Source organism: Streptomyces chilikensis, assembly GCF_001642695.1.
Taxonomy (GTDB): Bacteria; Actinomycetota; Actinomycetes; order Streptomycetales; family Streptomycetaceae; genus Streptomyces; species Streptomyces chilikensis.
The window spans coordinates 1,971,959-1,984,509 of sequence record NZ_LWCC02000005.1 but is presented as its reverse complement, the minus strand read 5'-3'; the positions used below and the strand labels follow the sequence as shown (position 1 = coordinate 1,984,509).

The 12,551-nt window shown below is 71.9% G+C and carries 12 protein-coding genes and 1 pseudogene; 9 read left to right on the top strand and 4 right to left on the bottom strand.

Annotated elements, in window-relative coordinates; genetic code table 11:
• Window positions 1-596: hypothetical protein (locus tag A2U95_RS08900; protein ID WP_206282842.1), on the bottom strand; the 596-nt coding region annotated here is incomplete at its 3' end.
• A gap of 325 nt (window positions 597-921) precedes the next feature.
• On the opposite strand from A2U95_RS08900, the gene hemL reads away from it, so the two are divergent.
• The 8 genes from hemL (at window position 922) to A2U95_RS08860 (ending at window position 9,245) form a co-directional block, all read left to right on the top strand.
• Complete coding sequence (gene hemL / locus A2U95_RS08895; RefSeq protein WP_166021634.1) at window positions 922-2,244, top strand: glutamate-1-semialdehyde 2,1-aminomutase; 1,323 nt, start codon at window positions 922-924, stop codon at window positions 2,242-2,244.
• Complete coding sequence (locus A2U95_RS08890; RefSeq protein ID WP_166021633.1) at window positions 2,241-2,927, top strand: histidine phosphatase family protein; 687 nt, start codon at window positions 2,241-2,243, stop codon at window positions 2,925-2,927. The genes hemL and A2U95_RS08890 overlap by 4 nt, the downstream gene beginning before the upstream one ends.
• A 97-nt stretch (window positions 2,928-3,024) precedes the next feature.
• Entirely contained in the window at window positions 3,025-3,651 is a 627-nt protein-coding gene (locus tag A2U95_RS08885) for a TlpA family protein disulfide reductase (protein WP_166021632.1), read from the top strand.
• 1 nt (window position 3,652) lies between these two features.
• Window positions 3,653-4,420, top strand: coding sequence for a cytochrome c biogenesis CcdA family protein (locus A2U95_RS08880; RefSeq protein ID WP_206282841.1), 768 nt, complete (start codon window positions 3,653-3,655; stop codon window positions 4,418-4,420).
• Window positions 4,421-4,423: 3 nt separating this feature from the next.
• On the top strand, window positions 4,424-6,169 hold the full coding sequence (resB, locus tag A2U95_RS08875; RefSeq protein WP_166021631.1) for a cytochrome c biogenesis protein ResB: 1,746 nt from the start codon (window positions 4,424-4,426) through the stop codon (window positions 6,167-6,169).
• Window positions 6,166-7,269: a c-type cytochrome biogenesis protein CcsB gene (gene ccsB / locus A2U95_RS08870; protein ID WP_166021630.1), complete on the top strand. Its 1,104-nt coding sequence runs from the start codon at window positions 6,166-6,168 to the stop codon at window positions 7,267-7,269. Before resB ends, ccsB begins: the two co-directional genes overlap by 4 nt.
• 94 nt (window positions 7,270-7,363) lie before the next feature.
• The gene (locus tag A2U95_RS08865; RefSeq protein ID WP_166024966.1) at window positions 7,364-8,143 is read left to right on the top strand and encodes a CDP-alcohol phosphatidyltransferase family protein; all 780 of its coding nucleotides are present in this window, start codon (window positions 7,364-7,366) and stop codon (window positions 8,141-8,143) included.
• Between the two features lie 109 nt (window positions 8,144-8,252).
• Window positions 8,253-9,245 carry a DMT family transporter gene (locus A2U95_RS08860; RefSeq protein ID WP_166021629.1) on the top strand — a complete coding sequence of 331 codons (993 nt, stop codon included), beginning with the start codon at window positions 8,253-8,255 and terminating at the stop codon, window positions 9,243-9,245.
• Here the strand turns inward: A2U95_RS08860 and A2U95_RS08855 are convergent.
• The 3 genes and pseudogenes from A2U95_RS08855 to A2U95_RS08845 all read right to left on the bottom strand — a co-directional run.
• Window positions 9,220-10,044: pseudogene (locus tag A2U95_RS08855) on the bottom strand (LysR family transcriptional regulator); the annotation flags it as partial. The gene A2U95_RS08860 and the pseudogene A2U95_RS08855 sit on opposite strands and share 26 nt — an antisense overlap.
• Window positions 10,045-10,048: 4 nt before the next feature.
• Entirely contained in the window at window positions 10,049-10,447 is a 399-nt protein-coding gene (locus tag A2U95_RS08850; protein ID WP_166021628.1) for a PLD nuclease N-terminal domain-containing protein, read from the bottom strand.
• A gap of 87 nt (window positions 10,448-10,534) precedes the next feature.
• Window positions 10,535-10,939 (bottom strand): PLDc N-terminal domain-containing protein, encoded by a 405-nt coding sequence (locus A2U95_RS08845; RefSeq protein WP_166021627.1) that lies wholly within the window; start codon window positions 10,937-10,939, stop codon window positions 10,535-10,537.
• 136 nt (window positions 10,940-11,075) lie between these two features.
• Here A2U95_RS08845 and A2U95_RS08840 point away from each other — a divergent pair, with 136 nt between their 5' ends.
• On the top strand, window positions 11,076-12,539 hold the full coding sequence (locus A2U95_RS08840) for a menaquinone biosynthesis decarboxylase (RefSeq protein ID WP_166021626.1): 1,464 nt from the start codon (window positions 11,076-11,078) through the stop codon (window positions 12,537-12,539).
• Window positions 12,540-12,551 lie beyond the last annotated feature (12 nt).

Sequence of the window (12,551 nt, the reverse complement as noted above, 5' to 3'; positions counted from 1 at the left end):
TGCCCCGCCTCGTGGAGCCGGTGCGAGAAGTCCTGCCACTCGTGCAGCAGCTGGTAGACGTTGAACGCGTCGCGGGGGCCGCCGCGGTCGGGGACCGTGGACCAGATGAACGCCGCCGCGCCCACCGCCTCCTCGCCTATCCCGCGCAGGGGGTCCACCGTGGTCATGGGCAGCTTGACCACCGCGTAGTCCTGGCGCAGCACGACCAGCTCGAGCGGCGGCACCTTGTTCAGCGGGACGCCCTCGATGCCGGTGAGGACCATCGCCGCCACCGTCTCGGGCTTGATCCGGGTGAACATGCCGCCCATGCCGAGTTCGTCGCCGCCGAGTTCCTCCGGGCGCATGATCTCCGGGACGCGGGCGGCCGCCGCGCCGTTCGGCGCGCCGAAGTACTTGTAGGTCACTCCCAACCGGCTGCTCCTCGCCACGGGTCCCGCCGGCTTCTCGGCGCCGTCACTCTGCGCGCCCGCCCGGCGGGCCGCGGCCTCGGCCGCTTCCGTTGCCGCATCTTCCGCGTCGCGCCGGTGCCTGCCCCGACGGGAACGCCGAGGACCCAGGTCGCCAGTCCCCTCGCCCAGTCCGCCACCGCGATGCATATCTCCACCCGACTGCTGTTCTAGGACGCGTCGCCCCCGCCACGCAACCCGATCACCCGTTCATCGTGTCAGTGACCTCCCCCACGCCCGCCCCACGAAACGTACACAGGAAAAGCCCCGGGAGGAGGAACGCGCACGGGGTTCACGTCACAGTCTCGCAGATGGGCGGGGGCCACGCTCCGTTATCTTCCAGACGGCGGTCCGACGCGGCCCGTCCGTCCCGGCCTCCGGTCCACCCCCGTGCCACGGGCTCCGGTCACGACCGCTGGCCTACCCTGTGGGAGACCCCCGTAACCGCAGTCGGAGATCCGGAGAAGCCGCAGGCATGACCGTTCCGTCCTACCCCTACGAAGCCCCTGCCTCGCAGGCGCTGTTCGACCGCGCGGCAGCCGTGACGCCCGGCGGCGTGAACTCGCCGGTGCGCGCCTTCCGCGCCGTGGGCGGCACGCCCCGTTTCATGGTCTCCGGCAGCGGTCCGTACCTCACCGACGCCGACGGGCGCGAGTACGTCGACCTGGTCTGCTCCTGGGGTCCGATGATCCTGGGCCACGGCCACCCCGAGGTCATCGCCGCCGTCCAGGACGCCGTGTCCCGCGGCACCTCCTTCGGCACGCCCGGTGAGGGCGAGGTGGCGCTGGCGGAGGAGATGGTGGCGCGGATCGCCCCGCTGGAGCAGGTGCGCCTGGTCTCCAGCGGCACCGAGGCCACCATGTCCGCGATCCGCCTGGCCCGCGGGTTCACCCGCCGCGCCAAGGTGGTGAAGTTCGCCGGCTGCTACCACGGCCACGTCGACTCGCTGCTGGCCTCGGCCGGCTCCGGCCTCGCCACCTTCGCGCTGCCCGACACCCCGGGCGTCACCGGCGCCCAGGCCGGGGACACCATCGTGCTCCCCTACAACGACCTGGACGCCGTGCGCACCGCGTTCGAGGCGCACCCCGGCGAGATCGCCTGTGTGATCACCGAGGCCTCGCCCGGCAACATGGGCGTCGTCCCGCCGCTGCCCGGCTTCAACCAGGGGCTGAAGGACCTGTGCGCCCAGCACGGCGCGCTGTACGTCTCCGACGAGGTCATGACCGGTTTCCGCACCTCGAGGGCCGGCTGGTTCGGCGTCGACGGCGTGGTCCCGGACCTGATGACCTTCGGCAAGGTGATGGGCGGCGGCTTCCCGGCCGCGGCGTTCGGCGGCCGCGCCGACGTGATGGCCCACCTCGCCCCGGCCGGCCCGGTCTACCAGGCGGGCACCCTCTCCGGGAACCCGGTCGCCACCGCCGCGGGCCTGGCCCAGCTGCGGCTGCTCGACGACGCCGCCTACGAGAAGCTGAACGCCGCCTCCGCGCGGCTCCAGGCGCTGATCGGCGAGGCGCTCACCAAGGAGGGCGTCGCGCACACCGTGCAGAGCGCCTCCAACATGTTCTCGGTGTTCTTCAGCGAGACGCCGGTGCGCGACTACGAGGACGCCAAGGCCGCGGAGTCGTTCCGCTTCACCCCCTTCTTCCACTCCATGCTGGCGAGCGGCGTCTACCTGCCGCCGTCCGCGTTCGAGAGCTGGTTCCTGTCGACGGCGCACGACGACGCGGCCCTGGAGCGGGTCGCCGACGCGCTGCCCGCCGCCGCCCGCGCCGCCGCCTCCGCGAAGGCCGCGGCATGAGCGCGAGGAGCGACGACGTCACCGTCGTCCACCTGATGCGCCACGGCGAGGTGGAGAACCCGACCGGTCTCCTCTACGGGCGGCTGCCCGGCTACCACCTCTCCGAGCTCGGCCGGAAGATGGCGGACCGGGTCGCCGAACACCTGGCGTCCCGGGACATCACCTACGTGTGCGCCTCCCCGCTGGAGCGGGCGCAGGAGACGGCCACGCCGATCGCCAGGGCGCACGGGCTGGAGCTCGACACCGACGAGCGGCTGATCGAGGCGGAGAACGTCTTCCAGGGCAAGACCTTCGGCGTCGGCGACGGGGCGCTCAAGCGGCCGGGCAACTGGCGGCACCTGACCAACCCGTTCAAGCCGTCCTGGGGCGAGCCGTACACGGAGCAGGTCGCCCGGATGCGGGCGGCGCTGGACGCCGCCGCGGCCACGGCCCGGGGGCACGAGGCGGTGCTGGTCAGCCACCAGCTGCCGATCTGGATCGTGCGGTCCGCGATCGAGGGCCGGCGGCTGTGGCACGACCCGCGGCGCCGGGAGTGCACCCTGGCCTCGCTGACCTCCTTCACCTACGAGGGCGACCGGATCGTGGCCGTCGGCTACACCGAGCCGGCCCGGGACCTGGTGCCCGCCCACCTGCTGGCCGGTGCCAAGCCGGTCAAGGGCGGACAGAAGGCGTTCGGCGCCTAGGCGCCCGCGAGGCCCCGCGGACCCCCGCTGAGGTGGGGTTTCGCGGGGCCGAGGGGGGTCCCCGAGATCCCCGGAACGGACATGCGAAACTTTTCACATGACTGACCACAAGCGTCATTCACCCCGTAACCGCCGCCGTGCCGCGGCCGCCGCAGCCACCGCTGCCGCCGCCGCGCTGCTGCTGTCCGCGTGTTCCTCGGACGGTGACGGCGGCGGCGCCTCGGGCGCCGGCAGCGGCACCAACTTCGTCACCAGCACCGACGGGATCGCCACCGTCGCCGAGGGCGACCGCCACGCCGCGCCCCGCCTCCAGGGGAAGACGCTGGACGGCGGACAGCTGGACACCGCCGACTTCAAGGGCAAGGTCGTCGTCCTCAACGTCTGGGGCTCCTGGTGCGCGCCGTGCCGTGCCGAGGCCAAGAACTTCGTGAAGGTCGCCGAGGAGACCGAGGACCAGGGCGTCCAGTTCGTCGGCATCAACACGCGCGACACCTCCACCCAGCCCGCCCTCGCCTTCGAGAAGGAGGAGGGCATCGAGTACCCGAGCCTGTACGACCCCACCGGCCGGCTGCTGCTCCGCTTCGAGAAGGGCACGCTCAACCCGCAGGCCATCCCCACCACCCTGGTCATCGACCGGGAGGGGAGGATCGCCGCCCGCGCGATGCAGCCGCTCAGCGAGGACAAGCTGCGCGACATGCTCGACCCGGTGCTGGCGGAGAAGTGACGTGACGAACGTGTCCGTGCTGGCTGCCGACGTGGAGACGACGGTGAGGAGCGGCGCCCTGCTCCTCGCGCTGCCTCTCGCCGTGCTGGGCGGCCTGGTGTCGTTCTTCTCACCGTGCGTGCTGCCGCTGGTGCCCGGCTACCTCTCCTACGTCACCGGCGTCACCGGCACCGACCTGGCGGAGGCCCGGCGCGGCCGGATGGCGGCCGGGGCCTCGCTGTTCGTCCTGGGCTTCACCGTGGTGTTCGTCTCCACGGGCGCGCTCTTCGGCTTCTTCGGGCAGACGCTGCAGGAGTACAGCGGCGTGCTGTCCAAGGTGCTCGGCGTGCTGATGATCCTGCTGGGCGTCTTCTTCATGGGGCTGATGCCCTGGCTGACCCAGCGCGAGTTCCGCTTCCACCGCAGGCCCGCCGCGGGCCTGGCGGGCGCGCCCCTGCTGGGCGCCCTGTTCGGCATCGGCTGGACGCCCTGCATCGGCCCCACGCTTGCCGCCGTCAACGGGCTCGCCTTCAGCGAGGCCAGCGCCGGTCGCGGGGCGATCCTGACCGTCGCCTACTGCGCCGGCCTGGGCATCCCGTTCGTGCTGGCCGCGGTCGCCTTCCGCAAGGCGCTGGGCGCCTTCGGCTGGGTCAAGCGGCACTACGTCTGGGTGCTCCGCGCCGGCGGCACCATGATGATCGTGACCGGTGTGCTCCTGCTCACCGGCGTCTGGGACCTGCTCGTGCAGCAGATGCAGACCTGGACCACTGGCTTCACACCGGGGATCTGATCCATGAGCGAGACCACCACCGAAACGACCGACGAGGCGGGCGGCACCGAGCCGCACGCCCGGCTGTCCACCGCACCGGTGGAGTCGACCGCCGTGCCCGGCTCCTTCGGCGGCCGCCGCGCCCCCGGCCCGTGGGGATGGATCACCTGGACCGGGCGGGAGGTGCTCGGCTGGGTCCGCTGGTTCTGGCGCCAGCTCACCTCGATGCGCACGGCGCTGCTGCTGCTCCTGCTGCTCTCGCTGGCCGCCGTCCCGGGCTCGCTGATCCCGCAGAACGGCGTCGACCCGATGAAGGTCGAGGACTTCCGCGAGGCCAACCCCAAGCTGACGCCGGTCTACGACGCGCTGGGCATGTTCGACGTGTACAGCTCGGTGTGGTTCTCCGCGATCTACATCCTGCTGTTCGTCTCGCTCATCGGCTGCATCGTGCCCCGCACCTGGCAGTTCGTGGGCCAGCTCCGGGGACGCCCGCCGGGTGCGCCCAGGCGGCTGGACCGGATGCCCGCGTACACGACCTGGCGCACCACGGCGGCCCCCGAGGAGGTCCGCGAGGCCGCCCTCGGCGTGCTCCGCAAGCGCCGCTTCCGCTCCCACGCGGTGGACGACGCGGTGGCCGCGGAGAAGGGCTACCTGCGGGAGCTCGGCAACCTGGCCTTCCACCTCGCGCTGATCGTGATGCTGATCGCCTTCGGCTGGGGCGAGCTCTACAAGTCCGAGGGCAACAAGCTGATCGTCGAGGGCGACGGCTTCGCCAACACGCCCGTCCAGTACGACGACTTCCGCTCCGGCAGCCTCTTCTCCTACGACGACCTGGAGCCGTTCAGCTTCGACCTGGACGACTTCCGCGCCACCTACGCCGAGTCCGGCCCCAACCGGGGCACGCCGCGGACCTACGAGGCGGCCCTCACCTACCGCGAGGGCGTCGACGGGGCGGAGCGGAAGAAGGTCGTCGAGGTCAACGAGCCGCTGGAGATCGGCGGCTCCAAGGTCTACCTGACCAGCCACGGCTACGCGCCGGTGGTGACGGTCCGGGACGGCAAGGGCGAGATCGTCTACTCCCAGCCGGTCCCGATGCTGCCGATCGACCAGAACATCACCTCGCAGGGCGCCGTCAAGGTGCTCGACGGCTACCGCGACCCCGAGGGCGAGGAGGAGCAGCTCGCCTTCTCCGCCGTCTTCGTGCCGACCTTCGCCGGCAAGGGCAGCGGGACGATGTTCTCCCAGTTCCCGGCGCTCGAGTTCCCGGTCCTGGCGGTCGCCGGCTACCACGGGAGCGTGGGCGTGGACTCCGGCATCCCGCAGAACGTGTACCAGCTGGACGACCGGAAGATGAAGCAGTTCAAGGACGAGAACGGCGACACCCTCCGGAAGATGCTGCTGCCCGGCGAGACCATGGAACTCCCCGACGGCGCCGGCTCGATCACCTTCGAGAAGGAGATCAAGGAGTGGGCGAACTTCCAGGTCGTGCAGCAGCCGGCCGGCGGCTGGGCACTGGGCGGCTCGGTGGTCGCCATCGCCGGCCTGTCCGGGTCCCTGTTCATCCAGCGCCGCCGCGTGTGGGTGCGCGCCAGGTCCGGTGACGACGGGGTGACCGTCGTCGAGATGGCGGGGCTGGGCCGCAGCGAGTCGGCGCGGCTGCCGCAGGAGCTGGGCGAGCTGGTCGGGCTCGTCCACGACCGGGCTCCCACCGCGCCCGCCGCCGACCCCGAAGATTCCCCCGTACCTTCCCCTGAAGGGGCTGACAAGTGACGACGCTCGCCGCCACGACCAACGAGAGCCTCGCGCAGATCAGCAACGTGCTGATCTACTCCGCGATGGCCGTGTACACCCTCGCGTTCTTCGCCTACATCACCGAGTGGATCTTCGGCAGCCGCAGCAAGGTGGCCCGTACGGCCGCCGCGCTGACGGCCGGCACGGACGCGGCGAAGCCGGCCGCCTCCGCCCCCGCGGTCACGGTGAGGAAGGCCGGCGGCACCACCGTGCTGGAGCGGCCCGAGGTCGTCGTCCGCTCCTCGGGCACCTCGCGCGCCGACGTCCCGGACGGCCCCGGCGCCCACGGCGGCGACGAGCAGGGCGACCTGTACGGCCGGATCGCGGTCTCGCTCACCGTCCTCGGCTTCCTGCTGTCCTTCGGCGGCGTGCTGACCCGCGCCCTGTCGGTGCAGCGGGCGCCGTGGGGCAACATGTACGAGTTCAACATCACCTTCACCACGGTGGCCGTCGGCGTCTACCTGGCCCTGCTGGCCTTCCGCCGCAACGTGCGCTGGATGGGCCTCCCGCTGATCACCGCGGTCCTGCTGGACCTGGGCCTCGCGGTCACCGTCCTCTACACCGAGAGCGACCAGCTCGTCCCGGCGCTCCACTCGTACTGGCTGTACATCCACGTCTCCACCGCCATCCTCTGCGGCGCGGTGTTCTACGTGGCGGCGGTCTCCACGATCCTCTACCTGTTCCGTGACTCCTACGAGAACAAGCTGGCGGGCGGCGGCACGCCGGGCCGCTTCGCCACCTCGGTCCTGGAGCGGCTGCCCGCCGCCTCCTCGCTGGACAAGTTCGCCTACCGGGTCAACGCGGCGGTCTTCCCGCTGTGGACGTTCACGATCATCGCGGGCGCGATCTGGGCGGGCGACGCCTGGGGCCGCTACTGGGGCTGGGACCCCAAGGAGACCTGGTCGTTCATCACCTGGATCGCCTACGCCTGCTACCTGCACGCCCGCGCCACCGCCGGCTGGAAGGGCCGCAAGGCCGCCTACCTGGCGCTGATCGCCTTCGGCTGCTGGCTGTTCAACTACTACGGCGTCAACATCTTCGTCTCCGGCAGCAAGCACTCCTACGCCGGCGTGGAGTGACGCCTTGGGCAGAGGGGGTGGCTCCGGGCCCGCCCGGGGCCTCCCTTACCCTGGCCGTCACTCAGCCCGTCGGTGGAAGGAACAAGTGAACATGGTGGCTGCTGCCCCGGTCCTGGAGGAGCTTCGGGAGGTCTGCCAGCCGCAGGCCAAACTGGCCAGCCGCAACGGCGAGCACTGGGCGGGCCGGCTGTACATGCGGCGGATCTCCCTGCGGGTCACGCGTCAGCTGGTGCGGACCCCGGTCACCCCGGACGCGCTGACCTGGACCATGGTCGTCTGCGGTGTCGCCGCGGGTGCGGCGCTGCTCGTCCCCGGGCTCACCGGCCCGGTGCTGGCCGCCGTGCTCTTCCAGCTCTTCCTGCTGTTCGACTGCGTCGACGGCGAGGTCGCGCGCTGGAAGGGCCAGAACAGCGCGGCCGGCATCTACGTCGACCGCCTCGGCGCCTACCTCGCCGACGCCGCGCTGCTGGCCGGCGCCGGGTTCCGGGCCGCCGGCTGGGGCGAGGGCGGCGGCTTCGACGGCTGGGTCTCGCTGGGCCTGTTCACCGCGATGGGCGTGGTCCTGCTGAAGGCCTCCACCGACCTGGTGGACGTCGCCCGCGCCCGGCGCGGACTGACGGTGGCGGACGACGAGTCGACCCGCCCGCGCTCCGAGGGCGTGGCCACGCTGCGCCGGATCGCCGCCGCGTTCAAGATCCACCGGCTCACCAACGGCATCGAGGCCTCGCTGGTCCTGCTGGCCGTCGCCGTGGTGGACGTCGCCGTCGGCTCCCTGGACGCCACGCGGATCGCCCTGGTGGTCCTGGCGGCCGTGACCTGGGTGATGGTCCCGGCGCACCTCTTCTCGATCCTGTCCTCCTCGCGCCTGCGCTAGGGCTTTGGCCCTCGTGACCTGGGGTCATCGGTTCCGCCGATGACCCCATCGGGAGCACGGCGCACTCGCGCGTGGCCCTCTGCGGACGGCGGACCGTAGCGTCTGCGCCATGACAAACGCGAGGACGAACGAAGGCAAGGGCGCCGCCCAGCTCACCGCCGCCATGGTGCTGTCCGGGACGATCGGCGTGTTCGTGGTGGAGTCGGGGGCCTCCTCGTTCAACGTGGTCTTCTTCCGGGTCCTGTTCGGCGCGCTGGCCCTCGGTGCGTACGTCGCCGCCCGCGGCTGGTTCCGCGGCCACGGGTTCACCCGGCGGAGCCTGGCCCTGACCGTGCTGGCGGGGCTGTTCATCGTCGGGAACTGGATCCTGCTCTTCGAGTCGTACGGCAACACCTCCATCTCGGTGGCGTCGGTCGTCTACCACATGCAGCCGTTCTTCGTGGTGGTGTTCGGCGCGCTCCTCTTCCGGGAGCGGCTGACCGCCGCCACCCTCGGCTGGGTGGGGCTCGCCTTCGCCGGCCTGGTCCTGGTGTCGGGCGTACGGCCGGAGGACGTGCTCTCGGGCGGCGGCGACTACCTGCTCGGCATCGGCCAGGCGCTGGGGGCCGCCGTGCTGTACGGGCTCGCCACCCTGGTGGTCAAGCGGGTGCGCGGAGTGCGCCCGCACCTGATGGCCCTGGTCCAGGTCGTCGTCGGCATCCCCCTGCTGCTGCCCTTCGCCGACCTCGGCGCGATGTCCGGCGCGGGAGCCGGCGCCTGGGGCTGGCTGGTGGCGCTCGGCGTCCTCCACACCGGTGTGATGTACGTGCTGATGTACGCCGCCTACGCCGAACTGCCCACCGCGAAGATCGCCGTGCTGGCCTTCGTCTACCCGGCGGTGGCGATGCTCGCCGACTGGATGGTGTACGGGCACCTCATGGGGTGGCTGCAGGCGCTCGGCCTGCCGCTGATCGTGTGGGCGAGCCTCAAGGTGACGCTTCGCGGGCCGGCGGCCGGGAGGCCCGCTGCTCCCGCAGCAGTTGCCGGGTCCGCTCCACGAACAGACGGGCGGCCGGAGTCAGCTGCTTCCCGGCCCGCCACGCCAGTTGCGAACGAAGAGTGAACGACGGCCGCCAGTCGAGGCGCCGAAGCGTCCCGGCGGCCAGCGCGTCGGCGACCGTGACCTCGGGGAGCAGGGCGATCCCCAGGCCGGTCGCCGCGGCGCGTTTGGTGGCCTCCACGGTGCCGAACTCGTGGAAGGCGACCGGCTCCCCCTCGGCGGCGGCGTCGAGCTCCGCCTCGAAGAGGTCACGGAAGGCACAGCCCGACTCCACCGCGAGCAGCGTGGACCCGCACAACTCGGCCGTGTCCAGGGGCCGGCCGGCCAGCGGGTGACCCGGAGCGGCGACCAGCGCCAGCGGTTCCGGCAGCAGCACCACCGTCTCCAGCCCGGCGTGCTCGGTCCGTTCCTCCATCAGGAAACCGAGGTCGTAGACGCCCCGTCGCAGCGCGTCCAGCGTCTCGTCGCCGATGGTGGTGCGCAGCGAGAGGCGGACCTTCGGGTAGCGGTGGTGGAACAGCTCGAACAGCGGCGGCAGCCGGTAGGAGGTCAGCGACTCGATGGTGCCGACGGTGAGGTGCCCGGAGGGCTCGCCCGGCGCGACGGCGGCGGCGCGGGCCTCGTCGGCGAGGTCCAGGAGGCGGCGGGCGTAGGGCAGCAGCCGCTCGCCGGCCTCGGTGAGCCGGATGCGGTTGCCGAGGCGGTCGAACAGCTCGACGCCCAGGTCCTGTTCCAGGGCCCGGACCTGCGCGGTCACCGTGGACTGCGCGTACGCCAGCTCGGCCGCGGCGCGGGTGAAGCTGAGCCGGGTGGCCACCTTCTCGAAGGTGGCCAGCAACCGCAGTTCGAGCGTTCCGGACACCGTGTCAGCCGTCCTCACGGTCCCGGCCGTCGCGCTCCTGGCGCTCCTGGCGCTCCTGGCGCTTCCCGCGCTCCCCGGCTTCCCGGCGGCACAGTTCCTCCTCGCGGCGGCGCGGGCCGGCCTCCCCGTCCTCGAGCAGGGACCCGCCCCGCCTGTTCTCCTCGGCGAGCCGCCGGAGGAACGCCGGGCCGTCGTCCGGGGCGACGGGGGCGGCGCCGTGGCGGACCCTGCCGGCCACCAGCCAGGCGACGGGGCCGATCAGCACCCCGCCGAAGAGGAGGACGATCAGCCCCCACCCCGTCTTGGGCAGGCCGCGGACCCTCTCCTCCGGAGTGGCGAGGCAGTCGACGAAGGCGTACACCCACAGGGCCGGCACCAGCAGGAGCGGCAGGATCCGGAGCATGTCGAAGGTCCCCCCCCGGGACGTGACGCGTGATGCGGACGTGAGGGCCGGCGGACCGGGCCCTGTCCGGCGATTCCTGGCGGTCGGTCAGCCCTCCGGGGTGTCCTCGTCCCGCTCGCGCTTCTCGTCGCGCGGCGCCTGCTTGCCGGGGTCCTCCGTGTCCTGCGGCTCCTCGCGCCTGCGGCGCGTCTCGTCGCCCAGCGACTTCAGGAAGTCGGGGTTGTCGTCCGGCGCCACGAACCGCTGCCGGCGCTGTCCGCCGCGCGGTCGCGGCGAGCCGTCCTCCGCGCCACCGCCCCCGCCGCCGTGGCGGACCTTGCCGGCGATCAGCCAGGCCACCGGACCGATCAGCGCCGTGCCCAGCAGCAGGATCAGCAGCGCCCACACCGGCTTGGGCAGCACCCGGACGTCTTCCTCGGGGGTGTTCAGGCAGTCGATGAAGGCGTAGATGGTCAGGGCCAGCACCAGGAGCAGCGGCAGGATCCTCAGCATGACGGGTGTTCCCCCAGCGGACGACGGCGGGACGGCGGCGGCCGACCCGTGACGTCACCCAGGGTAGCGGCTGGGCGGATGCTTCGTCCGAGGGGCGGACGCGGTGCCCGAAGGGCCCTCGGCGATACTGGGGGGCATGGCTTACGACGATCTTCGCTCCTTCCTGCGGGCCCTGGAGCGCGACGGAGACCTGAAGCGGGTGACGGCCGAGGTCGACCCCCACCTGGAAGTCGGGGAGATCGTCGACCGGGTCCAGAAGTCGGGCGGCCCGGCACTCCTCTTCGAGAACGTGCGCGGCTCCTCGATGCCGCTGGCGATGAACGTCTTCGGCACCGACCGCCGTCTGCTGAAGGCGCTCGGGCTGAAGTCGTACGAGGAGATCGGCGAGACCATCGGCGGTCTGCTCAAGCCCGAACTGCCCCACGGGTTCGTGGGTGTCAGGGAGGCCTTCGGCAAGCTCGGCACCATGACGCACGTGCCGCCGAAGAAGGTGAAGGACGGCCCCGTGCAGGAGGTCGTGCTCACCGGCGACGAGGTCGACTTGGAGCGGCTGCCCGCGCTCTTCACCTGGCCCCAGGACGGCGGCGCGTTCTTCAACCTGGGCCTGACCCACACCAAGGACCCCGAGACCGGTGTCCGCAACCTCGGCCTCTACCGCCTGCAGCGCCACGACAAGCGCACCATCGGCATGCACTGGCAGATCCACAAGGACAGCCGGAACCACTACCAGGTGGCCGCCCGCCGCGGCGAACGCCTGCCGGTGGCCATCGCCTTCGGCTGCCCGCCCTCCGTCACCTACGCGGCCACCGCGCCGCTGCCGGGCGGAATCGACGAGTACCTGTTCGCCGGGTTCGTGGCGGGCCGCCGCATCGAGATGGTCGACTGCAAGACGGTCCCGCTCCAGGTGCCCGCCAACGCCGAGGTGGTGCTGGAGGGCTGGCTGGAGCCGGGCGAGATGCTGCCGGAGGGGCCGTTCGGCGACCACACCGGCTTCTACACGCCGCAGGAACCGTTCCCCGCGCTGACCATCGACTGCGTCACCATGCGGAAGAAGCCGCTGCTGCAGTCCATCGTGGTGGGCCGGCCGCCCACCGAGGACGGGCCGCTGGGGCGGGCCACCGAGCGGTTCTTCCTGCCGCTGCTCAAGATCATCGTGCCGGACATCGTGGACTACCACCTCCCCGAGGCGGGCGGCTTCCACAACTGCGCGATCATCTCGATCGACAAGAAGTACCCGAAGCACGCGCAGAAGGTCATGCACGCCATCTGGGGCGCGCACATGATGTCGCTGACCAAGCTGATCGTCGTGGTCGACTCCGACTGCGACGTCCACGACCTGCACGAGGTCGCCTGGCGTGCCCTCGGCAACACCGACTACTCGCGCGACCTCACTGTCGTCGAGGGCCCCGTCGACCACCTGGACCACGCCTCCTACCAGCAGTTCTGGGGCGGCAAGGCGGGCATCGACGCGACCGCGAAGTGGCCCGAGGAGGGCTACACCCGGGACGGCGGCTGGCCCGAGATGGTCCTGCCCGACCCGGAGACGGCGGCGAAGGTCGACCGCCGATGGAAGGAGTACGGCATTGACCGCCGCCGCTGACACAGCCGCCGG

Bases quoted from the DNA above. Each gene is read 5' to 3' on its own strand.
- hemL (WP_166021634.1), top strand. From the start codon at position 922: ATGACCGTTCCGTCCTACCCCTACGAAGCCCCTGCCTCGCAGGCGCTG.
- A2U95_RS08890 (WP_166021633.1), top strand. From the start codon at position 2,241: ATGAGCGCGAGGAGCGACGACGTCACCGTCGTCCACCTGATGCGCCAC.
- A2U95_RS08885 (WP_166021632.1), top strand. From the start codon at position 3,025: ATGACTGACCACAAGCGTCATTCACCCCGTAACCGCCGCCGTGCCGCG.
- resB (WP_166021631.1), top strand. From the start codon at position 4,424: ATGAGCGAGACCACCACCGAAACGACCGACGAGGCGGGCGGCACCGAG.
- A2U95_RS08860 (WP_166021629.1), top strand. From the start codon at position 8,253: ATGACAAACGCGAGGACGAACGAAGGCAAGGGCGCCGCCCAGCTCACC.
- A2U95_RS08850 (WP_166021628.1), bottom strand. From the start codon at position 10,447: ATGCTCCGGATCCTGCCGCTCCTGCTGGTGCCGGCCCTGTGGGTGTAC.
- A2U95_RS08845 (WP_166021627.1), bottom strand. From the start codon at position 10,939: ATGCTGAGGATCCTGCCGCTGCTCCTGGTGCTGGCCCTGACCATCTAC.
- A2U95_RS08840 (WP_166021626.1), top strand. From the start codon at position 11,076: ATGGCTTACGACGATCTTCGCTCCTTCCTGCGGGCCCTGGAGCGCGAC.